The sequence below is a fragment of the Vibrio sp. 1CM2L genome, assembly GCF_023161695.1.
Lineage (GTDB): Bacteria > Pseudomonadota > Gammaproteobacteria > Enterobacterales > Vibrionaceae > Vibrio > Vibrio coralliirubri.
The window spans coordinates 223,928-250,663 of sequence record NZ_JALNTT010000003.1 but is presented as its reverse complement, the minus strand read 5'-3'; the positions used below and the strand labels follow the sequence as shown (position 1 = coordinate 250,663).

General features: G+C 45.0%; 26 protein-coding genes. 14 read left to right on the top strand and 12 right to left on the bottom strand.

The window, feature by feature from the left end:
* The first annotated feature begins 76 nt into the window (after positions 1 to 76).
* From MSG34_RS11195 to MSG34_RS11180, 4 genes are all read left to right on the top strand, one after another.
* Complete coding sequence (locus tag MSG34_RS11195) at positions 77 to 1,381, top strand: MFS transporter (protein WP_017104144.1); 1,305 nt, start codon at positions 77 to 79, stop codon at positions 1,379 to 1,381.
* Positions 1,382 to 1,506: 125 nt separating this feature from the next.
* The gene (locus MSG34_RS11190; RefSeq protein WP_048616719.1) at positions 1,507 to 2,523 is read left to right on the top strand and encodes a nuclear transport factor 2 family protein; all 1,017 of its coding nucleotides are present in this window, start codon (positions 1,507 to 1,509) and stop codon (positions 2,521 to 2,523) included.
* A 248-nt stretch (positions 2,524 to 2,771) separates the two neighbouring features.
* Positions 2,772 to 3,893: a porin gene (locus MSG34_RS11185; RefSeq protein WP_102332992.1), complete on the top strand. Its 1,122-nt coding sequence runs from the start codon at positions 2,772 to 2,774 to the stop codon at positions 3,891 to 3,893.
* Between the two features lie 198 nt (positions 3,894 to 4,091).
* Positions 4,092 to 5,117 (top strand): LacI family DNA-binding transcriptional regulator, encoded by a 1,026-nt coding sequence (locus tag MSG34_RS11180; RefSeq protein WP_248337425.1) that lies wholly within the window; start codon positions 4,092 to 4,094, stop codon positions 5,115 to 5,117.
* 68 nt (positions 5,118 to 5,185) lie between these two features.
* Here MSG34_RS11180 and MSG34_RS11175 read toward each other — a convergent pair whose 3' ends face one another.
* Positions 5,186 to 6,688: an arylsulfatase gene (locus MSG34_RS11175; RefSeq protein WP_248337424.1), complete on the bottom strand. Its 1,503-nt coding sequence runs from the start codon at positions 6,686 to 6,688 to the stop codon at positions 5,186 to 5,188.
* A 9-nt stretch (positions 6,689 to 6,697) separates the two neighbouring features.
* On the bottom strand, positions 6,698 to 7,087 hold the full coding sequence (locus MSG34_RS11170; RefSeq protein ID WP_248337422.1) for a DUF4345 domain-containing protein: 390 nt from the start codon (positions 7,085 to 7,087) through the stop codon (positions 6,698 to 6,700).
* A 139-nt stretch (positions 7,088 to 7,226) separates the two neighbouring features.
* Between MSG34_RS11170 and MSG34_RS11165 the strand changes: the two genes are divergently transcribed.
* Positions 7,227 to 7,997, top strand: a complete 771-nt coding sequence (locus tag MSG34_RS11165) for a DUF481 domain-containing protein (RefSeq protein ID WP_248337420.1) — start codon at positions 7,227 to 7,229, stop codon at positions 7,995 to 7,997.
* A 364-nt stretch (positions 7,998 to 8,361) separates the two neighbouring features.
* Complete coding sequence (locus MSG34_RS11160; RefSeq protein ID WP_248337418.1) at positions 8,362 to 8,922, top strand: hypothetical protein; 561 nt, start codon at positions 8,362 to 8,364, stop codon at positions 8,920 to 8,922.
* 61 nt (positions 8,923 to 8,983) lie between these two features.
* Here the strand turns inward: MSG34_RS11160 and MSG34_RS11155 are convergent, their stop codons facing one another.
* The 3 genes from MSG34_RS11155 to MSG34_RS11145 all read right to left on the bottom strand — a co-directional run bounded on the left by MSG34_RS11155 (position 8,984) and on the right by MSG34_RS11145 (position 10,897).
* Complete coding sequence (locus MSG34_RS11155; RefSeq protein WP_248337416.1) at positions 8,984 to 9,385, bottom strand: globin; 402 nt, start codon at positions 9,383 to 9,385, stop codon at positions 8,984 to 8,986.
* 170 nt (positions 9,386 to 9,555) lie between these two features.
* Positions 9,556 to 9,936 (bottom strand): VOC family protein, encoded by a 381-nt coding sequence (locus MSG34_RS11150; RefSeq protein ID WP_050634750.1) that lies wholly within the window; start codon positions 9,934 to 9,936, stop codon positions 9,556 to 9,558.
* A 76-nt stretch (positions 9,937 to 10,012) separates the two neighbouring features.
* Complete coding sequence (locus MSG34_RS11145; RefSeq protein WP_248337414.1) at positions 10,013 to 10,897, bottom strand: LysR substrate-binding domain-containing protein; 885 nt, start codon at positions 10,895 to 10,897, stop codon at positions 10,013 to 10,015.
* A 104-nt stretch (positions 10,898 to 11,001) separates the two neighbouring features.
* On the opposite strand from MSG34_RS11145, the gene MSG34_RS11140 reads away from it, so the two are divergent.
* The gene (locus MSG34_RS11140) at positions 11,002 to 12,330 is read left to right on the top strand and encodes a 6-phospho-beta-glucosidase (RefSeq protein WP_050622083.1); all 1,329 of its coding nucleotides are present in this window, start codon (positions 11,002 to 11,004) and stop codon (positions 12,328 to 12,330) included.
* 87 nt (positions 12,331 to 12,417) lie between these two features.
* Positions 12,418 to 13,182, top strand: coding sequence for a carbohydrate deacetylase (locus MSG34_RS11135; RefSeq protein ID WP_248338160.1), 765 nt, complete (start codon positions 12,418 to 12,420; stop codon positions 13,180 to 13,182).
* Positions 13,183 to 13,198: 16 nt separating this feature from the next.
* Here MSG34_RS11135 and soxR read toward each other — a convergent pair whose 3' ends face one another.
* A complete protein-coding gene (gene soxR, locus MSG34_RS11130) occupies positions 13,199 to 13,639 on the bottom strand; it encodes a redox-sensitive transcriptional activator SoxR (RefSeq protein WP_146491775.1) in 441 nt (146 codons plus the stop codon).
* A gap of 152 nt (positions 13,640 to 13,791) precedes the next feature.
* A complete protein-coding gene (locus tag MSG34_RS11125; protein ID WP_248337412.1) occupies positions 13,792 to 14,751 on the bottom strand; it encodes a LysR family transcriptional regulator in 960 nt (319 codons plus the stop codon).
* A 130-nt stretch (positions 14,752 to 14,881) separates the two neighbouring features.
* Between MSG34_RS11125 and MSG34_RS11120 the strand changes: the two genes are divergently transcribed.
* The gene (locus MSG34_RS11120) at positions 14,882 to 15,694 is read left to right on the top strand and encodes an enoyl-CoA hydratase/isomerase family protein (RefSeq protein WP_081228861.1); all 813 of its coding nucleotides are present in this window, start codon (positions 14,882 to 14,884) and stop codon (positions 15,692 to 15,694) included.
* Between the two features lie 110 nt (positions 15,695 to 15,804).
* On the opposite strand, the gene MSG34_RS11115 is transcribed toward MSG34_RS11120, so the two are convergent.
* The 4 genes from MSG34_RS11115 to MSG34_RS11100 form a co-directional block, all read right to left on the bottom strand.
* Positions 15,805 to 16,326: an NAD(P)H-dependent oxidoreductase gene (locus tag MSG34_RS11115; RefSeq protein WP_017071824.1), complete on the bottom strand. Its 522-nt coding sequence runs from the start codon at positions 16,324 to 16,326 to the stop codon at positions 15,805 to 15,807.
* 17 nt (positions 16,327 to 16,343) lie between these two features.
* A complete protein-coding gene (locus tag MSG34_RS11110) occupies positions 16,344 to 17,135 on the bottom strand; it encodes an arylamine N-acetyltransferase (protein WP_052879805.1) in 792 nt (263 codons plus the stop codon).
* Positions 17,136 to 17,460: 325 nt separating this feature from the next.
* Positions 17,461 to 19,023, bottom strand: a complete 1,563-nt coding sequence (locus MSG34_RS11105) for a glutamate synthase-related protein (protein WP_248337410.1) — start codon at positions 19,021 to 19,023, stop codon at positions 17,461 to 17,463.
* 226 nt (positions 19,024 to 19,249) lie between these two features.
* Positions 19,250 to 19,807, bottom strand: a complete 558-nt coding sequence (locus MSG34_RS11100; RefSeq protein ID WP_248337408.1) for a DUF1439 domain-containing protein — start codon at positions 19,805 to 19,807, stop codon at positions 19,250 to 19,252.
* A gap of 286 nt (positions 19,808 to 20,093) precedes the next feature.
* Here MSG34_RS11100 and MSG34_RS11095 point away from each other — a divergent pair, with 286 nt between their 5' ends.
* Positions 20,094 to 21,437 carry a sigma-54 dependent transcriptional regulator gene (locus tag MSG34_RS11095; RefSeq protein ID WP_248337406.1) on the top strand — a complete coding sequence of 448 codons (1,344 nt, stop codon included), beginning with the start codon at positions 20,094 to 20,096 and terminating at the stop codon, positions 21,435 to 21,437.
* A 90-nt stretch (positions 21,438 to 21,527) separates the two neighbouring features.
* Here MSG34_RS11095 and MSG34_RS11090 read toward each other — a convergent pair whose 3' ends face one another.
* Entirely contained in the window at positions 21,528 to 23,318 is a 1,791-nt protein-coding gene (locus MSG34_RS11090; RefSeq protein WP_052879801.1) for a hypothetical protein, read from the bottom strand.
* Positions 23,319 to 23,704: 386 nt separating this feature from the next.
* Here MSG34_RS11090 and MSG34_RS11085 point away from each other — a divergent pair, with 386 nt between their 5' ends.
* The 4 genes from MSG34_RS11085 (at position 23,705) to MSG34_RS11070 (ending at position 26,729) form a co-directional block, all read left to right on the top strand.
* On the top strand, positions 23,705 to 24,091 hold the full coding sequence (locus tag MSG34_RS11085) for a DUF393 domain-containing protein (RefSeq protein ID WP_248337404.1): 387 nt from the start codon (positions 23,705 to 23,707) through the stop codon (positions 24,089 to 24,091).
* 222 nt (positions 24,092 to 24,313) lie between these two features.
* Positions 24,314 to 25,633: an AarF/ABC1/UbiB kinase family protein gene (locus tag MSG34_RS11080; RefSeq protein ID WP_248337402.1), complete on the top strand. Its 1,320-nt coding sequence runs from the start codon at positions 24,314 to 24,316 to the stop codon at positions 25,631 to 25,633.
* A gap of 86 nt (positions 25,634 to 25,719) precedes the next feature.
* Positions 25,720 to 26,265 carry a glutathione peroxidase gene (locus MSG34_RS11075; protein ID WP_050650313.1) on the top strand — a complete coding sequence of 182 codons (546 nt, stop codon included), beginning with the start codon at positions 25,720 to 25,722 and terminating at the stop codon, positions 26,263 to 26,265.
* Positions 26,262 to 26,729 (top strand): DUF3429 domain-containing protein, encoded by a 468-nt coding sequence (locus tag MSG34_RS11070; protein WP_248337400.1) that lies wholly within the window; start codon positions 26,262 to 26,264, stop codon positions 26,727 to 26,729. The genes MSG34_RS11075 and MSG34_RS11070 overlap by 4 nt, the downstream gene beginning before the upstream one ends.
* The last annotated feature ends 7 nt before the right edge of the window (positions 26,730 to 26,736 follow it).

Genomic DNA, 26,736 nt, shown 5'->3' with positions numbered 1-26,736 from the left:
GTGTGATGAAGCTAAAGAATCAACACACAATAATTAAAACCAAAACCACCCTATATAAAATAAAGGTTTATCGGTCATGACCATTAAAAAACACATGAGCGAAGTTCCTATGATTCAAAGGGTAGCCGCATATCTAGCAATTCTAGTGGGTTACTTTTTTTATTGTTATAACTTTGTAATTATTGACTACGTACGCCCATACATTGTGGAAGAATATGCTGGTATTAGCCTTTCTGATACCGCTCAGTTCTACACTTGGCAGTCGGTTGGTGCTCTGATTGGTGCACTGAGCTGTGCATGGTTCGCAACCAAGTTCGGCAAGAAGTCCACACTAGTAGCAATTACGGCATTAAACGGTGGTGCAACCATCATCAACATGATGTTTACCGACTACGCCACTTGGGCCGCAATGCGTTTCATCATTGGACTGTCTTTAGGTGGTTACTTCACTGTAGCTGTATCTTTGATGATTGGCCTATTTACACCAACGGTTCGCGGTAAGTTGACTGCTTTTGCTTCTTCAATGTTCTCTGTTGCTTTAGTGGCAATGGGCGCTTACGCAGCCTTCATCACAAGTGTTGATGCACCTTGGCAGAGCCTAATGTGGGTAGGTGGTATTCCACCGCTTGTAGCAGCAGCGTTAATGATCTTTGTATTACCAAGCGACAAAACAGTGATCGCCTACGGTGAAGAAGATCAACAAACAACAACCAATGCAGCTGGGGAAGTAACCGAAGCTAAAAAAGGTTCTTGGGGTGAGATGTTAAGCAAGCCTTACCGCAAAATTACGATTACTTGTTTACTTCTTTCTGGTCTTAACTTCTACGGATTCCAATTCTTCGGTGGCTTTGTAACTACCTACCTGAAAGATGTTCGTATGTTTGATGGTGCAACCATCGGTTTGATCTTCTCTATCTCAGCATTTGGTTCACTCTTCGGTGCTTGGTTCTGGGGATGGGCAGCAGATAAGTACGGTCGTAAGATCAACGCGTTCGGCTTCATCCTCGCAGGTATCATGGTTTCTATCTTCTTTGTCGCACCTGGTGACATGATGATTGGCGGCCTAAACATGCTGGCTCTTCTAGGTCTTATCTACAACTTCGGCCTGTCTGCTTCTGCAGTATGGGGCGGTTACTTCTCTGAATTGTTCCCAGCACGCTTGCGTAGCTATGGTGCAGCTTTATTCCATGGCGGTCGTATTATCGGCATGTGGGCACCAATGGTTCTTATCTTTATCCAAGAGCGTACCGACCTACAAACAGCAATGTGGGGCTCACCAATCGTATGGATTATCGCCGGCCTACTATGGCTAACACTGCCTGAAACTCTTAAAGGTGGCGTCTTCGATAAGAGCAAAAAAGCTGAAGCAGCAAAAGCTTAATTCGACACTCATACGCTGAAGTTCAATTACGAAAAGTTTAAAGCCGGCTGATAAGTCAGCCGGTAACAAAATCCAAATCGAGTCCTGTTCCGAATGTTGACTCGACAACACAAAGAGAAATTATTATGTCTAAATATCAAGAAGCGAAACGCATTGTTCGTGAATACTTCGATGCAATGGAAAACGCAACTCACGAGAACGTTGCTGAAGTTTTAAAAGCACACACTTCTGAAGATTACTTGTGGCGCGGTGTTTACCCATTCCGTGAGCAAGAAGGCGCACAAGCAGCAGCTGACGTATTCTGGGCACCAATGATGAAGTCAATGACTCGCATGCAGCGCCGTCAAGACATCTTCATCGGTGGTAACAACGAAGTTAACCCAGATGAGATTTGGGTAATGAGCATGGGTCACTTCATGGGTCTATTCGACGCTGAATACCTAGGCATGCGCCCAACTGGCAAGATCATGAACGTTCGCTACGCAGAATTTAACTGTGTTGTTGATGGCAAAATCACTAAGACAGGCCTGTTCCTAGACCTACTAGGCATGATGGATCAAGCGGGTTGCTACCCACTTCCACCATCAACTGGTAAGCACTTCGTATACCCTGGCCCACGTAACCACGATGGTCTGCTATTCGAAGACGCGGCTCCAGAAGAAGGTGTTGCGACACTTGCTCTAGTAAACAAAATGGTTGATGACCTGTCTGCTCTTAACGACAGCGGCGCGATGGGTTGCCCACCAGAAGTACTAGCGAAGAGCTGGTCAAAAGACATGATTTGGTACGGCCCATGTGGTATCGGCGCGTCTTACACAATTCCTCGCTACCAGCAACAGCACCAACTTCCTTTCCGTAACAACCTGAAAGACAAGAAGTTCAACGGTCACGTCTGTCGTTTCGCTGAAGGCAACTTCTCTTGTTTCTTCGGTTGGCCAAACCTATCAAACACACCAACAGGTGGCTTCCTAGGTATGACTGGCGGTGAAGTACGTGCAAACATGCAAGTAGTTGACGTTTACTACCGTGACGGTGACAAACTGTCTGAGAACTGGGTTCTTATCGACCTTCCTTACTGGCTACAGCAGCAAGGTCTAGATGTGTTCGAACGCACTTCAACCATCATGAACCCAACGCTGTAATCGATACGCTTTAATCCAAAAGATTGAAACGAAATAGTGGCAACCTAAATAGACATCTGATTTAGGTTGCTACGCTTACTGGGGGACCCTTCTCGCTCCCAGTAAGTGCTCCAACCAATTCATTATTGCTCCACTAATAACTGAATCTACTAGTGCCTCATGGATGGGGTACACCCTGCCAAACCATTACCAATATAACGGGCTTGAAAGCACGGTGGCTTTCTACGGCCTGAATAAAGAGAATTACAATGAAAAAGTCGATTCTTTCAGCAGTGATCCTGACAGCACTTACCTCGGGTTCTGCTTTTGCTGCACACACTTTTACCAATGACGCGGGCGATAGCCTTACTTTAGACGGTCGTTTTGACGTTCGTTACCAAGATAAGGGCGGCGACCACAACGGTGAGTGGAACAGCGGTAGCTCTCGTTTCGGCCTTAAAGGTCAAATGGGACTCGATAACGGCTGGACTGGCTTTGGCCATGCTGAATGGGGTTACAACTCAGGTGCTAACGGCGACAATATTTACGACCGACTTCTATACGCAGGCGTAGAGCACGACAAATACGGCAAGATCGCAGCAGGTACTAAGCAGTGGTCTACTTTTTATGACGTAGCATGGTACACCGACTTAGGTCGTGTCTTCGGTACTCGCGGCTCAGGTGTTTACAACCTTTCTGACTGGGGTATTGCATCTGGTACAGGTCGAGCAGAAAACTCCATTACTTACCGTAACTCAATCAACGACCAAGTAAGCTACGGCTTCACTTACCAAACGACACGTGAAGATGTTGCACTGTCTGGCTCAGATCGTAGTTCAAATTCAGGGACAGACAACCGCTCAACAGCAACTTTGAAGAACGGTATGGGTGCGTCGATCACTTACAAACCATTTAATGGCGTAACACTTGGTGCGGCTTACCACCAAAATGAGCTAGAAGATCTTTCAACGAGCGTTGAAGGAGCTAAAAATGGTGACAACATGCGCATCATGTTATTGGGTGCGAACTACAGCAACGGCGGCTTCTACGCAGGTGCAACTTTCCACGTAGGCGAAAACTGGGAGTCTGTTGAAACTTCAACAACAAACAACGTACTGATGGATACGCTAGGTGGTGAAATTTACACGTACTACCACTTCGACAATGGCCTACGCCCTACGTTGAACTACAACTACATGGAAGATCGTGATGACCAAACAGATGGCTATGAGCGTAACCTGCTTATTCCTGGTGTTGAATACCACTTCCAGAAGAACAAATTCCTAGTTTGGACTGAATACCAATTCGACCTAGGTAAAGATCAGCTCGTTGGCAATAAATTCGAAAACAGAGACGACCAGTTCGCTGCAGGTATCCGTTACTACTTCTAACGCCCAGTTAGTCGATTCATAAATTCTTTAAACAAAGCTCTGCTCTTAACGCAGAGCTTTTTTGGGTCATACCCAGAATAATATTCAACACTCTCTATTAACCCTTATTTTTCATCCTATCATGGCATATTGTATTTTTGAGTACGTACCTAATTATGTTACTCTATGCACAATCAATTTGGTTCAAAAGTATGGTCTATGAGCTCTCCAAAACACTCCACGGCGTCAAAGCCAACCGTCACCTCTAAAGATGTCGCTAAACTTGCTGGCGTTTCTCAATCAACTGTATCTCGTGTATTTGTCCCGGGCAGTTCAGTGTCTGAAAAGACCAAGCAGAAAGTGTTCGATGCAGCAAAATCGTTGAATTATCGTCCCAATGCCTTTGCCCGCAGTCTGACGACAAATGAGTCCAAATTGATTGGCTTAGTTTTCCCAGATGCCGACTACCCTATCCACATGAAAACTCTGCAGCTTATCTCTACTGAGCTACAAAAGCAGGGTTACTCTGCGGTATTGATTCCTTGGCAAGTTGATGGAAACGACAACCACTCGATTCCTAATATCTTCCAATACCGAGTTGATGGCGTAATTGCTGCTTCCGCGACCTTTAATAAGTCGCTTTATGAAGAGTGTGAAGAGTTCGACATCCCTATCGTTCAGTTCGCACGTGTTGTTGAAGGGACGAAAAGTAGCCATGTGGTGAGCGACAATTACGCCGCTGGCCAAGTCGCCGCTCAGCATTTACATAGCGTAGGAACAAAGTCAGCGGTTTACCTGACAGGTAACGTACCAACCTACACCAACGGCGAGCGCCAAGTGGGTTTCTGCACAGAATTTGAAGACTTAACTGGCAAACAGGCTCGTGTTATTGAAGCTGACTATGACTACCTTGATGCTCTAGATACCATTCGGACTCTGTTTTCAGAACCCACACATCCTCAAGCGATTTTCTGTGCGACAGATAACCTTGCGATGGCGGTAATGGATGTAGCGCGCTTAGAGTTCAACCTGCGTATTCCAGAAGATCTTCAAGTGATTGGTTTTGATGATATCCCGCAGACTCAATGGTTGAACTACCAACTCACTACCTTCAAGCAAGATTTCAGACGCCTTGCGCGTGAATCAGTGAAAATTGTCGTTAGCCAGATTCAAGAGCAAGACACAAGCTTGGTTAAGCTGATGGTGCCAGTGAAGTTTATTGAACGAAACACGACACTAAAATAGAACCAACGTTAAGACGCATTCAAATAAAAATCCCGCTCAGTGTGAGCGGGATTTTTTATGATATTTAACTAGTTACCTACACCACCGGTCTTCTCTGCCGGAGAATCAGGCGTCACTGGAGGCCACTCTTGGAAGGTTGCTAGATGTTGTTGGACTGCAGCTTGTGCAGGACCAAATGCCCACATTTTTTGCCCCATCCACTTCAAGTACATGCCCGACTCTTCCGCCGCTCTCTCGTATGGGTCACGACGTAAGTTAAACAGTAATGGTGCATTTAACGCTTCTTTAGGACCACTCCAACCGTGATTTTGCACGATGAAGTGCGCCTTCCAATCACCAACACGAACCGCTTGCAGCTGATCTCGTTCGTAGTAGTAGATCTCTTTACGGTTTGATTCGCCTTTCTCAGTCAGCATATCCACTTGGTTGTAGCCATCAAGGTGCGCTTTAAAGCCATCGTGACCTTTCAGCAGTTTTTCTTTTAGATCCGTTGGACCACCAGCCGCAGCGACCAGAGTGGGTAACCAGTCCATACCATCAAAGATGCCATTGCCTACAGTACCCGCAGGGATTTTACCCGGCCAGCTAACCAGTGCAGGAGCTCTTACGCCACCTTCCCAAGTTGTCCCTTTCTCACCGTGGTAAGGTGTCATACCGCCATCAGGCCAAGTCATGATCTCAGGGCCGTTATCGGCAGTGAAAATGATTATGGTGTTGTCGGCAATACCGAGTTCTTCCATCTTCGCCATCATCTCACCGACGTGATCATCAAGATCTTTCATGACCACTTCTTGAAGTCCCCAACCATTTTGGCCAAGCATCGCTTCGTATTCAGGTGACAGGTGCGTCCAAACGTGACCGCGTGATGGACAGTACCAAGTGAAGAAGGGCTTTTCCGCTTCCACCGCCCTTTCGATGAAGTTGATTGCGTGTTTATTTACTTCATCGTCGAGTGTACGCATACGCTCGATCGACAATGCACCATCGTCTTCGATCGTTTGACCACCTTTACCGTCTGATCTTGCGTAAATAACATTACGAGGTGCAAAGGCATCCAAAGAGCCATCTTTTGGCCAATCTGGATCTTCGGTGTATTCCATTGCATTCAAGTGATACAACCAACCCCAATACTCATCAAAACCGTGCATTGTCGGTAGGAATTCATCTCGGTCACCAAGGTGGTTCTTACCAAACTGACCCGTAACATAACCCATGGTTTTAAGGATTTCAGGAAGCGTTGGTGTGTCAGCAGTTAAACCAACTGGGCCACCTGGCAACCCGACTGAGTGCATGCCTGTTCGTACAGGAAGTTGACCCGTTAAGAATGCAGAACGACCCGCCGTACAAGAAGGTTGAGCGTAATAATCAGTCAGAAGCATGCCCTTTTCAGCAATACTATCGATGTTTGGTGTTTCACTACTCATCACACCATTGTGATAAGCACTCAGGTTTGAGATCCCAATATCATCCGTGAAGATAACAAAAATATTCGGTTGCTCTTGTGCTGACCATGCCGATAGCGAAAAGCTACTCAACACACTCATCACAACAAGGTGGAAAATCCTTTTCATAGAATGTCCTTATACTGTTTCAGATTGCTCTTTGTGAACCATTTTTATTCCTACCAAACCAAAGCCAAGCTCCAATAGTAGATAGACGACAAGTAGCCAGTGAGGCATGCCATCTATCAACAAGCTAATGACTCGACCGGCAGCCAAACCCAACATGAAGACCACCAAACTGTAGAGTGCTGGCAGTCGGTATTTCTTTAGTAATGCCCCTGCTATCCAAAACAGAGCCAACGCTAAGTACAACCCCATCACAGCACGAAAGATATGAGTGACATTGATAGGGCTAGCATCAATTCCGAAAAGATAATCAAGGGAGACAACGGGGGCATAACCGTACGACAACGCAATCGGTGTTAAACCCAAAACAGCGACGAACAAAAAAATGCTTTGTGGATTCATATCCTTACTCTTTTAATTTGGCTCTTTTCAAAAAACATAGTCTACAATCAGCAATATACAAGTTGCATATGTGAAAAATGGATAGTTAAAACACACATTCACATTCGTGCTATTTCACATCGAAGATAAGGATATCAATATGGCTAAATGGCGTTACCTACTCGCATCAGCATTGGCTGCCAGTTCAACCGTAAATGCTCAGGAAGCAAGTGAACAAGCGGACACAAAAAAGTGGCAACATAGCTTCGAAATTTACGCGCTTGCACTCAATATCCGCGGAGACAGTACCATTGGTGGCTTGTCAGCAGATGTCGATGTTGATCCTGCATTCATCATGGATCATCTTGATATGACCGCAATGGTGCGTTTAGAGGGTATCTATGACAATCAGTGGGGCTATTACATTGATTACAGCTTCATGAAGTTAAGCGGAAAAACAAACTCAGTGTTAGGTAGCAACCTAGAGGTATTGAGGGGCAACCTTGATATCCGACAAGGTGTTTTAGATGTGAAGGGGTTTAAGCGCTACCAATACGATTTTGGCACGATTGATTATCTGTTTGGGCTTCGTTGGTGGGATAACGACATTGATGCCAAGCTTTACGGTTCAGGTGGCAATCTAAGTGCAGACCGATCACTCGATGAAGATTGGGTTGATTACCAAATAGGTGTGAGATGGATAACGCAGCTCAATAAGGATTGGAAGTTTCACGCAACCATTGATGCAGGGCTTGGTAGTGACACAAACTTTACCTCATCCCTCTTAACTGGCGTGCGATACCAGATAAACAGTTGGTCTGACTTAAATGTTGCCTACAAGTCCACTTGGGTTGATTACGAAAACAAGGGTACCTTTGAATACGATACCGCATCGCAAGGGTTCCTGATTGGTTGGGCTGCTCACTTTTAATCCAATTATCGTAACGTGTTAGAAGCTAGGCCAACCCAACGTTGATTACTTGGATTTAATGTCTATTAAAACGTAATCCTCAAATGATTCTGATCTCTGGCGATAACCTCGTCGCCAGAGGTTTTTCTTCGTGAAACATACACCGCCCTTCCTCAAAGAAAACCCATAAAATCATCAAGTAACACCTGAACATCGTTCATTTAACCTATCTAAAAAATTGTAATTTTAGATCATGGAAATACAGGTTTATATCTTGAGATATTTAATCTTCATTTAATCGTTCCCGCCCCATTCGAACAGTGTTTTTTATTTTGAAAATATCGCTAGAATCCTCTCCCGAAATTTACAAACCAGAGTGAAAACAATGAAAAAATTAATCTTAACGGCTCTTACGATTGCCTCAGTTACCGGCATCGCATCAACTTCAGCTTTTGCATCAAATGAAATGTACGCATTGGGTGGTTTCGGGATGGATGATGGCGATGTCGGTGGCCAATTCACACTTGGTAGCCAAGTCATGCAAAGCAACTGGTATGTTGAATCAACGTTGCTTGTTATTAGCACTGATGAAAAGGATCTTAAAACAGAGCAAGAGTTCGATTCTTTAATGCTTTCATTAACACCTATGTATAAGCACAGCTTCAGCGAAAACTTCGCTGTTTATGGTAAGGCGGGCGCTTTTTACGCACACTCAGATACCAAATTGGTGTTCCTATCTAGCGATAATAATGAAGTCCGCAAAGGGTCGCATGGTGATCTTGGCTTAACTTACGGTATCGGCGCAGAATATAAGTCACTAAAACCAGTTTTCGGCCACTCCAAGTTTGTGACTCGAGCTGGATTTGATTGGTATGAGTTCGGAGGAAGTACTGGTTGGTATACCACTGAGTCGGTACTAAGTATCCAAGCAGGCTTTACCTTTTAATTGAGTAGAAAAATGAGTAAGCCTCTCGTTAGACGAGGCTTACTTTGTTCCACATTTTGGTTCAGACTACGCACTCTTTCTTCATGATAGTTAAGCCAGCTTCGAGCGTTTCTGTCCAAGCTTGTTCAACGCTTTCATCATAGTGAGGATCGTATTTTTTAACTGTATTGAGTAACGAATTGAACCACTCGTTGAGCTCTTGCTCAGAGATATCCATTCCTAAATCTTTATGTCGCTTCCCAAGCTTTTTCACCGAGTTTCGTACGCTCGGTAGACCAGCAGAGTTATAGATAAGAATGATCGAGGCTTTAAGCATCTTGGTTTGTTGCTCTAACCCTATCTTTTCAAAACGTTCTGAAAACCTTGGATTATGCTCGCAAAAATCCGCCAAAAACGTTTCGAGAAATTCTTGGTCAATCCGGCAGCGCTCAAAGCTTTCATAAAACAGTTCGTTCGATGTCATCTAGCTGATCCTTTGCAAAATTTTGAGTCTTCAGGAAGCTAACAAGTTCAGAGCCGCAACTTCGCCAACTCCGAATCATCAATATGATCTTAGTATACGCCACTGTGGCATAAAATGAACGATGACATAAGGCGAACTGTGGCATAACGTATACTATGACATAAAGCGAACTATGGCATAAAGTGAGTTGCACAGATCTTGTTTCCATCAGGGTCTCGCAAATAAGCCATGTACAAGCGACGCTCATCAGAACCTCTCGCTCCGGGACCGTTTTCAATGCTGATACCGCCATTTTCGACGCCAACCCGATGCCACTCATCTACAACTTCAGGAGAAGACGCAAGAAAACCCACCGTCATGCCGTTGCCGTGAGTCGCAGGCTGACCATCAATCGGCTTTGTTAAGCCCAACACGCCCGTTTGGCTAACGTAAACACAGCGCCCTTTGGGATCAACAGAACCTTCGCTATAACCAAGCACTTTCATGATTGGGTCATAAAAAGCCTTCGCGCGTTCAATATCTTCGGTACCGAGAAAAACATGGCTGAACATAACTAACCTCTTCTTTTATTGAAAGAACCACCTAAACTAGACCTATAATTCGTGTTTGTCTAGGCATGCTATTCGGTCACAACTGTTGCTTAACCCATTGAGCAAACACCTGAAACTTAGTTCGCTGCTCCATGCCTTTCGGACACACTAAATCATACCCTTTGCCCGACTCAATGCTCACAAGAGGCGCGACCAACAAGCCTTGTTCAATCTGCGGCGTCATAAACTCTAACCGCCCTAGTGCCAGCCCCATCGATAATATCGCCGCATCCATCGCCAAGCGGTTATCGCTGTAATAGTCACACTGAAGTGCGCAGTTGGTATCACTTTGAGCTTCATACAGCCAACGTTGCCAGGCAGTGATATCGCCACTGTGAATGAAACGAACATCGTCTAAGTGTTGAATGCCTTGGTCTAGTTTGAAGCGTTTCGCGTATTCAGGGCTGCACACAGGGGTTCTTACTCCACTGAATAATCGCTCACTGTAATGGTTTGGGTAATGGCCTTCGCTATAGAAAATTGCCACGTCATAAGGTTCAAACTGGAAGTCTGACTGGCTCTGTTTAGTTTGTAGTTTGATGCTTAGATTCGGATACAAGCGTCTGAATTCTGGCAAGCGCGGCATTAACCATGATGAAGCAAAATAAGGCGATGTCGCGATGTACAACTCCCCACTTAGCTCACCCGTTTGAATATCCACGAGTTCGGAAAAGATAGACTCAAACGAGACGTTCAACATGGATAACACGCGCTGACCTTCTGGTGTCAGTTCGAGCTTTCTTGTCTTGCGCACAAACAGATTGAACTTCAGTTGTTGCTCCAGTTTTTTGATGCGATGGCTGACCCCTCCCTGCGTTAAGAAGAGCTCATCGGCGGCAAGCGTAAAGCTTAAATGTTTAGCCGCAACACTAAAGGTGTGCAGCAGTGACAGCGTTTGTTGGCGATTTTCGAACAGCCCCATGCATTAACCCCACTAATTCATAAGTCGTCATAACTGGTTTGTCGGTATATATAACCATCATATAAATTAAAACAAGTAATCTACAACATTGAATGGTGAACAGCATGCAACAGAATCAAAAACTCAAAGTAACCGTGATTGGTGGTGGCTCAAGTTACACCCCAGAGCTCGTTGAAGGACTGCTCAAGCGCCATCTCGAATTACCTATTTCTGATCTGTGGTTGGTCGATATTGAAGAAGGCATGGAAAAAGCAGAAATAATCGCGGCGCTCACCAAGCGAATGATAAACAAAGCAGGCTGTGAGATTAATGTTCACCTAACCACGGATCGAAGATCAGCCCTGAAAAATGCGGATTTTGTCTGCTCACAATTTCGCGCAGGAAGAATGGAAGCCAGATTACGTGACGAGAGGGTTGCTCTGAAATATCGCATGATCGGTCAAGAGACCAACGGCTTGGGTGGCTTCTCTAATGCTTGCCGAACCATTCCGATTGCACTCGAGATAGCGAAAGAGATGGAAGAACTGTGTCCGAATGCGTGGTTACTCAACTTCACCAACCCATCAGGCATGGTAACGGAAGCACTGATTAAGCACTCAACTATTAAAACCGTTGGTCTATGTAACGTTCCCGTCAACATGGAGCTAGGCGCGGCGAAAATGCTTGGTGCAGAACGTAAAGATATGACGATGCAAATCGCAGGATTAAACCACCTAGTATGGGCTCGTAAGGTGCTTCATAAAGGTGAAGACAAGTTGACAGAACTCATCGAACAACTCCTTGGTGGTAACGATCAAATGATGCCAAAGAACATCCCTCCTTTTGAGTGGGACGCAGAACTGATTCGTTCTCTGAACATCGTTCCTTGTGCTTACCTACGTTACTACTACCAATCCAGAGACGTCTTAGACAAAGAGTTTGCTGCGTCTGAAAACCGCACCAATCGCGCAGACTTAGTTGCCAAGGTTGAACAACAGTTGTTAGAGATCTATAAAGATCCCATGCTCGATACCAAGCCTAAATTGTTAGAAGAACGTGGTGGCGCTTATTACTCTGAAGCGGCCTGTGAGCTGATGAGCAGTATTCACAACAACAAACGTTCTATCATGCACGTCAACACTCGCAATAATGGTGCGATTCAAGGATTACCCGATGACTGTGCGGTAGAAGTAAGTTCGGTAATCACCAGCAGTGCGATCCTGCCACTGAACGTTGAACCTTTTGATAGCGATACGCTGCGCTTGATTCAGCAGATGAAAGAGTTTGAAACTCTGACCGTTAAAGCGGCGATGACGGGTGACATCGCAACAGCAAAACGGGCTCTGATCTTAAACCCTATCGTCGATAGTGGTTCGCATATCGACGAGGCTTTGCAAGAAACCATTCGCGAGAACTTAGACTTCATGCCTGCGTTCGCTCATCGACTCGCTTAATGTGGCATTTTGTTAGCCGCCAATAAGCTCAGTGATAGCAAAGCTCGTTCAAGATATTGAATCCAAATTTTTTAATAAGAGGTCATGATGAAATTGATACTCAACGCCGATGATTTCGGCCTCACTGAAAGCGTGAACCACGGCATCGTCGACTGTTTCAAGGCGGGTTTGGTTAAGTCGACCACCATCATGATGAATCAACCGGGTACACAGCACGCGATTGAGCTCTATCATCAAGGTTCAATCCCTGAAGTTGGCTTGCACTTTACGGTCACCGCAGGCAAGCCACTGACGCCACCAGAGCAGGTTCCGAGCTTAGTCGACGAGCACGGCCACTTCTTGAGCAACGTTACTCTGTTCGATAAATCAGATGTGAATGAAGGTGAGGTGATGCTCGAGCTCAACGCGCAATATCAAGCCGCCCTCGATGCGGGCTTAAAGATTAACCATATCGACAGTCATCACTTTGGTGGTGTGTTTAAACCTCTAAAAGTAGTGTTTACCCGCACAGTGAATCGCATTGGTTTGCCAGTTAGACGAATCGATAACATCCTAAGTGGCCAAGATGCACTGCGAGTGCCAACGCCAGATGCTTTCGACATGCGTTTCTTTGACGAAGGCGTATCACTGAATGGCCTGCAAGATTTATTACTGAGCTACCAAACTATGATGCCTTACGGTGTGCTTGAGTTAATGTGCCACCCTTCATCAGTGGCAAGTGAACAGCTCAAGTCCCTATCAAGCTACAGTGATAAACGCGTCGATGAGCATCAACTTCTCACTAACCCAGAGCTAAAACAGTGGCTAGCTGACCATCAGATTGAGTGCATTGGATTCGACGAGCTCAGATAGGAACCTTAAGTCAGGGCTACTCAACGATCCGTTGTGCGCCCTGCCCTTGGTCATGCAGAATATCTTCAGGGTTCAACAATTGGCACTTCTGCATACTCAAACACCCGCAACCGATACAGCCTGTTAAGTTCTCTTGTAACGATTTAATCTGCGCCATTTTGCTGTCGAGTTGCCCCTGCCACTTCTTAGCAACGCGCTCCCAGTCTCGCTTAGTCGCGGTATGGTTCATCGGCAGTGTCGATAACTCTTCGGTGATCTCTTCCAGCGTGAAGCCTATCGACTGCGCGACTTGGATCAACGCAATTCGTCTCAACATCGCCGACTGATAACGGCGCTGATTTCCGTTAGTACGAATCGAAGCAATCAACCCCTTGGTTTCGTAAAAACGTAACGCCGAAGGAGCCACGCCACTGCGCTCTGCCAACTGGCCTATGCTGAGGTATACGATGTTTCTCATGATCTTTCACTTCCTGTTTGAATAGCCGTTTCATCCTGATAATGACCAGTATAATAGAGTTCACTTTAACTTGACGTTTTGGTTCAAATTTAGGTTTGGACTAGGTTACAAAATACGCCGAACAAAGAAACCTAACGTATTGATTCTCTGAGCTATGATTTTGTTCGCTGATTACCATACATGTTGTCAAACCCGGGAATGCCTTGCTCCCACACAGGCTTATCTTCACCAACAATGGTTTTCAATGTATCAATGAAGAGCTTGGTTTTTATGGGTGCATCTCGATGTGGGTACACCGCATAGAAAGTGCCAAAGTCATCCAAGTTTAAGTGAGTCATTATAGGCACCAACTCTCCACTGAGCACTTCATCTTCAATCATCTGCGCCGTGACGACCGCCAGAGTACTGCCGGTTAACGCACTCTTGGAAATCATCTCAACGTCATTCACTTTATAAGCGGCATTAAGCTGGAAATGCTGCGCTTGCCCCTCTTGATCGACATAAGAAAACTTATCGATCAACAACCCCGGAGCGGCATAGATAGTCGCAGGTAATGACTCGAGTTTTCCGATGGAGTTGATCTCGCCATGCTGAGCAATGAACTCAGGTGAAGCAACAATCAACAATCGACTTCTGGCTATCTTGCGGCTGATTAGGCTAGAGTTTTTGGGCTTACCTATACGGAAACCAATATCAAACCCTTCTTTAACCATATCGACGATTCGGTCTTCGAGTCTCAATTCAAACTCAACATCTGGATACTGCTTCTGGAAAACCGCAATCGCCTGCTGAACATATTGTCGACCAAACATAGTAGAGCTGGTGATTCTTAATAATCCTCGAGGCTCTGCATGATAATTTTGCGCCAAGCGTCGAGTATCGTTCAACAGTGCACGAAGCTGATGCGCTTGATTGACCATCTCATTGCCTGCAGCTGTCAGAGATAACGAACGAGTGGTGCGATTGAGTAATCGAACATCCAGCTCTTCTTCAAGACGGCTGATCTGTTTAGAGATAACGGAACGGTCGACGTTTCTTTGCTCCGCCACTTTGACAAACGAACCCAGCTCAACCACTTCAAGTAACAATAATAAACGACTCGATATATCCATAATGCCCTTTGTTGCATTTAAAGCACCAATTAAGTGCCAATATGACTATTTTTCTCATCTTATTACAAATCTATAGTAGCTGCACATAACGGAGACAACATTCAGTCCCGACCTAATAGAGGAACACCCCATGACACTACTATCTGTGACTAATCAAAATGGCATCGCAACGGTATCAATCAACAACCCACCAGTGAACGTGCTGACTTTCGACTTGATCAACGAGATCAATGCCTTTGTACTTTCATTGAAAGATGATCGTGAGACTAAGGTTGTGGTCTTTAAATCATTACATGAGAGCTTCTTTCTGGCTCACCTAGATCTCAATGTGATCAACGGTACACAAGGTGGACAAGCCGGTTCGATTGAATTCAATCACATGATTGAGAACATTAAAGCGATGAAACAAGTCTCTGTCGCGGTAGTTGATGGCGTAGCTCGTGGGGGCGGTAATGAATTTGTGATGGCGTGTGATCTTGCTTATGGCACTGAAAACTCGGCGTTCGCACAACCAGAAATTCATGTAAACATCCCAACGGGTGGCCAAGGCGCAGTGCAATTTGCAAGACGCATGGGCAAAAACAAAGCGCTGCAAGCTTTGCTGCTTGGCAACGATTTTACGGCTCAGCAAGCAGAAGACCGTAACATCATTACGCAGTTCGTACCGAAGGCTGAGCTAGAGGATTTCTTAGCAGCGACACTCGGTGTGATCAGTCAATTAGAAGTACGTGATATCGTGATGTACAAAGAGATCATCGCAGCCTCAATCAAAGATGAGCAAGCGGGCGCTGAGCTAGAACTGCGTTACTTCTTAGAGCGCGCAAAAGAGCAAAAAACCGCAGCAATTATCGGTGCGTTTCTAAAACATGGCGGACAAACTGAGCGTGAAGCGAAAGACATTCAAGGTATCTTCGTTGACACCGCAGCAGAGTTATCACAATAGACAATCACGCAATTAAATGGCCATCGCTTGATGGCCATTTATGTATCTAACTATTTATTTATCTATTTATCTGCGCACCGATGTTGTAATTATCTCACTCACTAAAGCAGCTAAATCTGACTCATGATCGATTTCAGGCTCTCGGCCATTTCAGCATTGATGATCTCACCCGTTTCTACATTAAAGTTGTCGTAGAAACTTGGCACCGACATCGACCCCTTCACATCAGCATCGAAGTAAGGTGCCGAATTTACCGCAGACGACAACACAGAGCTTGCGCCGCCTGGGCCTGGTGATGTGGAGAGCATCACAACAGGTTTGCCTTGATACACTTTCATGTCGATTCGTGATGTCCAATCAAACACATTCTTAAAGGCTGCGGTGTATGAACCGTTGTACTCTGCAAAAGAGATGACAACAGCATCTGCTTCGCCAATCTTGCTGAAAAAGCGCTGCGCGTGTTGATGAACGCCGGACTCTTTTTCTCTGTCTTCACTGTAAATGGGCATCTCGAAATCATTAAGATCGAGCACCTCTACTTGCGCGCCCTCAACTAAGCTTGCGGTGTACGCTGCCAATTGTTGGTTAATCGATGCTTTACTGTTGGTAGCGCCAATCGCTAATACTTTCATTGTTGATCCTAATTTGGTTAGAAACATTTCTCTAAAGTTTGAAAAGGCACATTTGGCGCTAAACCAAAGTACGTTTGTAATGCAGCAAGGTACGCTGGCTCGTCTTCAAGTAACCACTCTTCTGTTGAGCCATTTTTGCTAATTTTAATTTTCTGGTTAAGCAGCGTGACAATCCCACCTTCGATCGGCAGTGCCGCAATACAGTTTGATGTAAAAATGGATTTCGGACTGTTTGAAGTGAAGAAGTTGCTCGACTCTAGGTCGTTGGCACCCACATACGTCATGTCTAGGCTGTAGACGTTCATCCACTCATCACCCTGCTTTATCTGCAGTAAGAAGCCATATCGTTCGTCTTCGATAAAACGAAAAGTTTGTAAGTCATTAGACTGCTCAATATTGGTTTCAATCAGCAATGGAGCACGAGGGGTAAAGGTGCCAAAGCCCGCATCCACCAGCCACTGTTTGCCTTCAATCGTCACCAATGTCACTCGATGGCTACGCCCTGTAGGCTCTCCTGCTAGGTGTACTCGACCAAGCAAGGCTCTCGCTTCAAAGCCCATATGAGTTAACACATTCAGCAACAACCCATTAAGTTCTTGGCAATAACCACCTCGCTGATTAACCACCAGCTTTTCATGCAATGCCTCTTGAGACAGTTGAATAGGCAGCCCCTGAACCACATCAAAATTCTCGAACGGAATGGTTCGGTGTTGATGCCTATGGATCGCTGTTAGGTTTTCGATCGTGATGTCATTGGGTTGAGATAAGCCGATTCTCGAAAAGTATTCAGTTAATTGATTCTGTTCCATGTCCTAGCCCTTGATGCATTGTTCTCGCCTTATTGCTTCTTTCTTTCGTTTCTTTAGAGCTAACTTCTAAATGTTCAGTTTTTACGCATGTCGCTTTTAAACATGTAGCTCTTAAAGTGATAAGACGATGAGTTGTGTTTTTAGATTGGGGATGATGATAAAACCTCAAGTTAACTTGAGGTAAAGCGATATTTTCAAAAAATAGGAAATAATTTAAAAATACCTATAAAGCAGTTAATTACGAAAGGTTAAACATAGATTGGCATTACTCAGACAAAAATAAGCACACCCAAAATACAGTGAGTGTGCTTAATCGAAATACTATTTACTTAAGTTGGTTTAATGGACTGACACCAGAGTAAGCGACTCCGGATAGCTCGGCCATTTCGCGATTCCATGTTGCCAGATCGTGAGGGTTAAACTGATTCAAATGATCATGACCGCACGCTCTCGCCATCACTTGCATCAATTCAGTCGAAGCTTCGAAGAAGTTCTTCAATTGATTCGATGCCTTCTCGACATTTAACCGTTGGCGTAAATCGGCTTTTTGAGTCGCTATACCCGCCGGGCAATTATTGGTGTTACACATTCTGGCAGCAACACACCCAATAGATTGCATGGCACTGTTTGAGATAGCGACTCCATCAGCTCCAAGCGCCATCGCTTTTACGAAGTCCATTGGAACACGAAGCCCACCAGTAATGATTAAGGTGACTCTGTCACTTACGCCTTGTTTATCTAGATAGGCTCTGGCACGAGCAAGCGCTGGAATGGTCGGCACACTAATATGATCACGGAACATTTCTGGCGCCGCCCCAGTACCACCGCCTCGACCATCCAAGATGATGTAATCGGCACTGGCATCGAGTGCGAACTGAATATCCTCTTCAATATGATTGGCACTCAGCTTGAAGCCAATTGGGATTCCGCCCGTCACTTCTCGAACTCGGTCGGCAAAATTTTTGAAATCCTCGACGGTTTTTAGATCAACAAAGGTGGGTGGGGAAATCGCGGCTGTGCCCGCTTCAATACCGCGTACCTCGGCTATCTTGCCAATGTTCTTCGCCCCCGGTAGGTGACCACCTGTTCCGGTTTTAGCCCCCTGCCCACCTTTAAAATGAAAGGCCTGGACATTTTTGAGCTTAGATTCATCGTAACCAAATTGTGCGCTGGCTAGTTCGTAAAAGTAACGTGAGTTCGCCGCTTGCTCTTCGGGTAACATTCCGCCCTCACCCGAGCAGATCCCCGTTCCCGCAAGTTCCGCGCCTGTCGCTAAAGAGATTTTCGCTTCTTCAGACAAAGACCCAAAACTCATATCAGAAACAAATAAGGATATGTTCAACTTGAGTGGCTTTTTCGCTTTTGGCCCAATAATAAGCTCAGTACCGACGGGCACATGTTCCAATAACGGTTTGGTCGCCATTTGTGCAACCATCACTTGAATATCATCCCAGTGAGGCAGTAGATATCTTGGAACACCCATTGAGGTCATTGGCCCATGGTGACCCACTTTGGATAAGCCATCTCGTGCCAATTGATGAATGAACTCAACCGTGGGCTCTTCTTTGGTTGCAGAAGCCGCAGGTGAGAGATCGGGCGTTGCCGCTTGGATATGAACATCAGGGCCTTCTTGACCCACTTGCTCAGCAGTAAACTGTTTATGGGTGCCATCGCAAAAAGGGAGGTTGTTCGAATACTTACAGCGGCACAGATAAGCGTCGCCGCTTTCCTCGGCCACGAAACTCTTTGGTTTGAAGCCCGTTCCTGCATGAGAACCATCACAAAACGGTTGGTTTTTCGATTTGCCACAGGTACAGAAGTAATACTCCTCGCCTTCGGTTAGCTCGACCTTAACGGGTTTGTTATCCGCTATTACTGGATTCTTCATAGTTCGCTCACCTTTTCTTTCTTATGATTTGATGACTGAAGCGATGACTTGCTCACAAGAGTAAAGTAAAGGTGAGATACGCGGCGAATTCAATAAATGAGCCAGTGAAAACAAGCTTAATAGACAGCCTCAAAACAGAAATCTTGCTGACTCAACACAAACAAAAATGGCCATCAAATCGGCAGCCATTGTGTTTTAAATCTGAGTCCAAGCTAAACGAGAAGGGTTAATCAAATAACTCGATGACCAGCTTGTTGTCTTTAATCATTAGATTAGGTTCCGATGACTTGATCAATGACTCTTGAACCTTGTTGCTGTCCAATTTGTAAACAGGTGACTGGGACAAAGCAAAACCTATCATAGAAACGGCAGGCTTAAGTAACTTCTCTATCTCAGGAGAAAGCTGCTTTCCCTTTTCCTCAAATCGTTCAAGACGCAAAGACTTTAAGTAGACCTCACCACTCTCTTTGTCGTATTCGGGAATCGCGCTGAATTCAATATCCAAATCTAGCCCCATGTTTGGCAAATTAAACACTTGAACCTTTGCATTGGTATTCGCCAGAACAGACACACGCTCGGCATCAGCTCGACCAATTTGCACTGCTAAGTCATCGACAGCCACTTGCGCATACATAACGTTTTGCACACCGACTTCTTGTTCTAACATCACCGAATCTTGCAGGTAGTTCGTCATGTCTTGTTCAGTAACGCTGTAGCTAACACAACCACCTAGCACCAGCGCAGAAGCTGCCAAAATGAATTTTTTTGCTACGTTAATTATCATCAATATCAGCTCTTTATCGTTAGTGATTAGCGCGGAGTTTACTGTGTGATCATCAATAAACAAAACAGTAAAAACACGATATTCGTGAATACCTTTAATTAATAAGCATAAATATCAGTAAGTAAAGCACCAGATTAGCTTTCCCGCTTGAGATAATGACACTTGTCAGCCAAACGCCATCAGATTTGTGTGCTCGAATTAATTGAATTTTGCTTCTAAGCTTATGGATATTTAGGGGGCTTACTGAAGGTTTCATCATGGAGTCGAAACATGAAGAGTGAGCACAATGCCATCAAAAAGAGTATCACCTGAGCCTATAACTCGTTCTGTGATTCTGTTATGCAACACCGCATGCCTGCACCATAGTCAGTGGGTAGGAGAGCTGCGTCTCCATAACTGGGAAGCTCAAGTTGCAGAAACGACCGAACAGGCCATTCACTTACTTGATAGACGCAGCGAAAGCTACGCACCAATTGTCGTTTCTTGTCTAACATCATCCTCAATCGACAAACAGTGTGAGCAAATATCAGCGTTAAAGGTTCACTCTCCAAGTTTAAAAGCAATCGCTATCTGCAACCAACCACCAAGCCGCAACTTATCGCTCATTAAGCAAACCTTTTGGGATTATTACCACCTACCTATTGATACAGAATGGCTTTGTCGAAATTTAGGGCATGCGTATGGCATGGTCGACACCAAGCAAACTAAACCTAAGCCTGCCTTGTGCCATGAATGTCAATTGGTAGGTCAATCCAGAACCATCCAACAACTTAAAAAGAAGATAGCCAAGATCGCTAACAACGATTTTCCAGTGCTGATTCAAGGGGAAACCGGAACTGGAAAAAGCCTATGTGCGCGTTTAATACATGAGGCCTCAGCCCGCAGTCAAAAACCTTTCATCGCTGTAAATTGTGGCGCAATTCCACAATCCCTGATTCACTCAGAGTTATTTGGCTTTGAAAAAGGCTCGTTCACGGGTGCAAACAAACGCTACGTCGGACATGTGGAAAAAGCGAATGGTGGCACACTATTTTTGGATGAGATCGGCGACCTTGAGCTCTCACTACAAACTTACCTGCTCCACTTTCTTGAAAATAGTTCGATAGAACGACTCGGCAGTAATAACCAATTGCCCGTAGATTGCCGTGTAATTTTCGCCACCAACGTCAATATCGAACAAGCCGTTGCTGCGGGTAAATTTCGAAAGGATCTCTTTCATCGCATCAATGTACTTCCATTAGACCTAGTACCACTCAATGATCACAAAGAAGACATTGAAGATTTGGTTCGATTTGAACTGAAGCACAATTACGCATCCAAAACCAAACTGCCTAGTGACACCCTTGAGCAAATGAAACAGTACCATTGGCCAGGCAATGTCAGAGAATTATTCAACTGCATAAAAAGAGCGATTGTTCTTTCTAACTCAAGCGCCCTCTCTACTCGTCATATGGGGATTCAATTAAAAGACGCTTCGCCCGATACCGAGAGTGACGCACGACTTTCTTCAAAAAATGTTCGTCGAGTGATTCAGCAACACCACTACAATATTTCCCAATCTGCTAAAGCGTTGTCTATTTCACGAACAACCTTATACAAGCTGATTAAAAAACATCAGATAGTAATTTAAGTCGCCTAACTAGCTAACTAAATAACTAATAAAGCAGCCTAACGAATTAGGCTGCTTTAAAGTTTAGTTGTACTCAATTAATGAAAGTGCTTATGGCTCAGGAACAGTGAATGGACAAACATCACAGGTTGCAATGTTCGATGTTTCCATAAATGCTTCTTGTAAGAACAGCGAGTCAAACGTTGCTGTCACTTGATTAGATAGCATCCCTGCAGTTCCGGTTGGTAACACATTTGGTGCATAAGTTTTACTTACTTGTGTACACACTTGACCAATCGCATCACCAAAGTTCGGTATCCACTCTCCTTCACCCGTTTTACAAGCAAACAGCTCAGGGTCGGCACTTAATGCACTACACATATTGCCAGCACCACATGTGGTCACATCCTCAAGATCATCACAAGGTAAAGCAAAGTCGAGGTAATAACTGCTGTTGACTACTTCAGTAGGTAAATCAGAACGGCTCAAAGAGTCATCCTTAGAATCCACCAGCGATTCAATGGCCAATGGGATATCACCGGTATTACATATTTCAACATCATAGGTTTTCTTAAGCACAACTTGACCGCCATCAACCTCTAAGAAGCTATTACACACCTTAGAAATCTCAACCATCGGGCTCAAGTCTATTGGTGGACAATTGTAGGCCACTGGCGCTTGAGCATTCACGATAAGCCCATCAAGATCCACCGAACCATCTATGACACCGACAGCACCATTATTTACAGACAAGTAATTACCCATGAATGAGAATGACTCACCGACACTCCACACTTCATCACCATTACCAACCACTGGAAGCGCGCCTAAGATTGGTGACTCCGATAAAAAGGCCACTTCGTAATCCCCATTGGTGCCTAACGAACCTGGACCAGTATTGGTTACCATCACGGTGTAATCGATGTTAAACATGCCATCAACCGTAAAGCTGGTTGTGTTACAAGTCGCCGCTATGCTGATGCTGCATAAACTGAATGAACCGACAACGAAGTCAGCCAAAGATGCATCAATCGAACGAGAAGCTCGTGACTCAACTAAGAAGCTACTGAAACAAGGAATGTCGCTGATACCAAACTCATCGTTCAACAACGCAGATAAATTCAGACGTCCTTCAACAAAGCTCTCTGTCGGAATAGAGGTTGTTTCACCCGTTTTCGCGAGGTAGTCCCAACCTTGTACATTAGGTAGCGGTATTGCCCCGATAGAGTCATCATTTGCAATCGCACATATCTTATCGACACCAACAGCGCCACTGCCACATCTAGCTCCCACAAAATCATTCGATTTAGGATCACCGTCTGTTTGGAAAATTCTCGTCATGTTGTCGGTGACATCGCCATTATTTAAATCCCACTGCAACACTTCTATATACGGATTACCGCCACTCGCTTGTGGGAATGAAATCAGCACAAGGATGTCTCCATTGACATGTTGCCCAACAAAGTCGCCTTTGGTTTGTCCATCCGGTAACCCTACTTGGTCTTGTAGGAACCAGAAGCCAATGTACATATCACCATTGTTCGCATATCGGTCTGCACCAAAGTAAATTAGCAAATCGCCTTCGCTTTCAAAGGCAGCGGCATACGCATTGGTAAAGTCATCTTTTGGTTGTGGTGACGCCGTACGGAACGCCCAATCCGTAATGTCGGAATCATCTTTTGATCCACCCTTCCAAAAGATTTGGTCGATACCATTACGGTCTTTTTCGAAAAATTCTGCAATCCCAACCATGCTGTTGGGATCATTTACATCGTCCCAATCAATACCACTATTATCACTGGTCGCATTACCATCAAGTTCCATCACATCAACAGTAGCCCACGCCAACTGGGGGCTACTAAACAACAAAAGCACACTAAGTAAATAATTTATAACCTTCATGTTCTCTCTCCATTTGTTCATACTTATGCTTTTAGGGTTTTCTGCCTTGCCCAAATTGGAGAAAATCCTTTAGCAATTCGTAGGTTCGATAGAGCATATTCCAAGCCAAGTTCAACTAATTGATTTGATTGATGTTTATATATTGACGGAACACCTTTATTGGACGCTTTGTTATCATTTGTCCATAGACCAGAGATTTGCCCAAACAATCAAGGACTTGGAAGGATGAACAAAGTGTCTAAGTCAGACATCTTTAGAGCTTTGATACGAGGAGAGTGATCTTTAAAAGGTACAATCACGTAGCCATTGCTAGATTATTGAATAACAAGCGGTTGAATTGACGGGTAACGGGAGCTTCAGATCGTGAAATGATAGGTGAACAGACGATGACACAACTTACGATATTCTACGATGGGACATGTCCATTGTGCGCAAAAGAGATGGCGGCACTTGCCAAGCATGATACCGAGAATAAGATTCAAACCATCGATATCTACAGTGAAGCCTTTTCAGACTACCCTCAGATTGATGCCGACGCAGCCAACACCATTTTGCATGCACTGGATGAGAATGGAAAACTGCTGCTAGGTTTAGACGTGACCTACCAAGCGTGGCGCTTAGTAGGAAAAGGTTGGCTATACGCCCCTTTACGTTGGGCGATATTCAAGCCAGTGGCCGACTGGTGTTATCTTCGGTTTGCCAAGAACCGATACAAAGTCTCTTTCTGGCTAACTGGAAAGTCACGCTGCAATGGTAACAGCTGCACAAAATAGTACTTGGTTAAGACATACCACTTGCGACTTTGTAATACACCACACCAAACAGCGCAGCAAAAACTAAAACGGTAACCGCGACTTTTAACCAAATAAACTTCATGTTTTGTCCTTTAAATTCTGTTTACTGTTTCGCGAGACAAGTTACCACAACAAAACATTCGGTTGGGTAATGATTTATAGAACTTTGTAGTGAGTCTTGATAACTAAGTGAGAACCTTTATGTCGGCAAAAGAGAGAAACCTTCCCACTCATCGAATTTCTAGATTCAGTAAGTTTGCCTCGCTGGCAACAAGGGTCGCGGGTAATGTGCTAACGGAAGGTACCAAGCAAATAGCACAAGGCAACAGGCCTAAAGCAAAAGACTTACTGCTAACGCCACAAAACATTGCTCGTCTAACCGATCAACTTGCACACCTGCGCGGTGCAGCAATGAAACTGGGGCAGATGCTATCAATGGATGCAGGCGATGTCTTAGAACCTGAATTAGCCGACATTCTTTCTCGCCTGCGCTCAGACGCAGATCCTCTGCCAACAAAGCAGCTCAACCAAGTGTTAGAAAGCGCGCTCGGGAGCCATTGGAAAGCCGAATTCCTTTCCTTCAACTTTAAACCTATTGCCAGCGCATCTATAGGCCAGGTTCACCAAGCCTATAGCGATGCGGGAGACAAACTCGCCGTCAAAGTCCAATACCCTGGCATTCGAAAAAGCATCGACAGTGATGTGGACAACGTTGGTACATTGCTCAATATCGTAGGGTTGATACCAAAGTCAGTCGATTACAAAGGCTTGCTAGAAGAGGCAAAAAAACAACTACATGATGAAGCCGACTACGCTCGTGAGGCTGACTATGCGACTCGTTATCAAAATGCATTAAAAGAGCACTCTCACTTCGTCGTGCCTAAGATTCATACGCAAATCTCATCAGAATCGGTGCTCGCCATGGACTTCATTGAGGGCATTTCGATAGAGCAAATTGAAGGTTATGATCAAAGTACTCGAGATTTTGTGATGCACAGCTTGCTCGAACTCATGTTCAGGGAATTGTTCGATTTTAAGATGGTGCAAACCGACCCCAACTTCGCCAATTACTTGTATGTGGAACAAACACGACAGATTGGCTTATTGGATTTCGGTGCCACCCGTGAATACAGCGACCGCTTCAGTGATGGTTATCGCATGGCTTTCACATCTGTAGTCAATCATGATGAGCAGGGGTTAAACAAAGCCCTAGAGCAAATTGGATTTTTTAGCGAGACCATCCTCCCAGACCAGCGCCAAGCGATTCTCAACTTAGTGACTATGGCGTGTGAACCCATGCTTGTCGATGAAGATTACGACTTCAAAGCCAGTGGTTTAGCACAAAGGCTTCGTGAAGCAGGCACCATACTCAGCATGGAACAAGAGTATTGGCACACACCACCAGCCGATGCGCTGTTCCTGCACCGAAAGATCGGAGGCATGTACCTGCTGGCATCTCGCCTTGGAGCCAAGGTAAACATCAGACGCTTGGTGGAGCCCTATTTGCTAAGCGACAGCTGATACTGGAGCGATTCTGGTCTTTAAAGTGATCATTTTAAGTCGCTGAACAGTAATAACAGTTACGCCAACTAAAATGAGTCAGACTTATGAAACATTCACTGCTGTGCTCCACCGCCCTAATCGCGAGCCTAACAAGTTCATTCGTTTTTTCAGCAAGCTGCCCTGAGATACTCAACGGCAAACAAAGGCTGTTAAATTCAAACGAAGAAATTGAGCTGTGTGAAGAGTTTCAAGGCAAGACTTTATTAATCGTGAATACGGCAAGCCAATGCGGTTTCACGCCACAGTTCGAACAACTTGAGCAGCTTCACCAAACGTATAAAGATGAAGGGTTCACGGTTGTTGGTTTCCCAAGTAATGATTTTCGCCAAGACAGAGGAAGCGAGGAGCAATCCGCTAAAATCTGCTACCTAGATTATGGTGTGACTTTTCCGATGATGGCGCGCGCTTCACTCTCTGGGCCAGACGCAAACCCAGTCTTTGCCGAAATCCAACAACAAGCCGGTATCAAACCGAAATGGAATTTCTACAAGTTCTTGGTCAGCAAAGAAGGCAAAGTGATAGCAACCTTCCCGAGTTCTACATCGCCAACCAGTAGTACCCTCAAAAATGCGATAGAGCAGCAGTTATGAGGTCAGATTACTTGGACACAACTCAAACACGCAACACCATGGCCAAGCTCGGTTATATGGGTTTAATCCCCTTTTTATTCGGCCTACTGTTATCACTCACCGACAGCCAAGTTTTTAGCTTAAGCGGAGAAACACTCTTCATCACCTACAGCGTGGCTATCTTGAGCTTTTTGTCGGGCATTTTGTGGGGCAATGGGATAGAGAACTTCGAAAGCCAATCCAGCAAGAAGGCTTTGATTCTCAGCAATGTTATTGTGTTGGCTGCATGGCTAGCGGTGTTACTCGGTGAGCAGCAAGAGTTCCTCACCACTCTGATTCTTATCATTGGCTACATTGCGGTTTGGCGAGCGGAAAGGTCCATGAGAGAAGAGAACCAAAGTGAAGGCCCCGATGGCTATTTTGATATGCGAACCCGACTGACCTCTAGCGTGGTGTTGATGCACGGTATCGTGATGTTGACCTAAGCGTTGG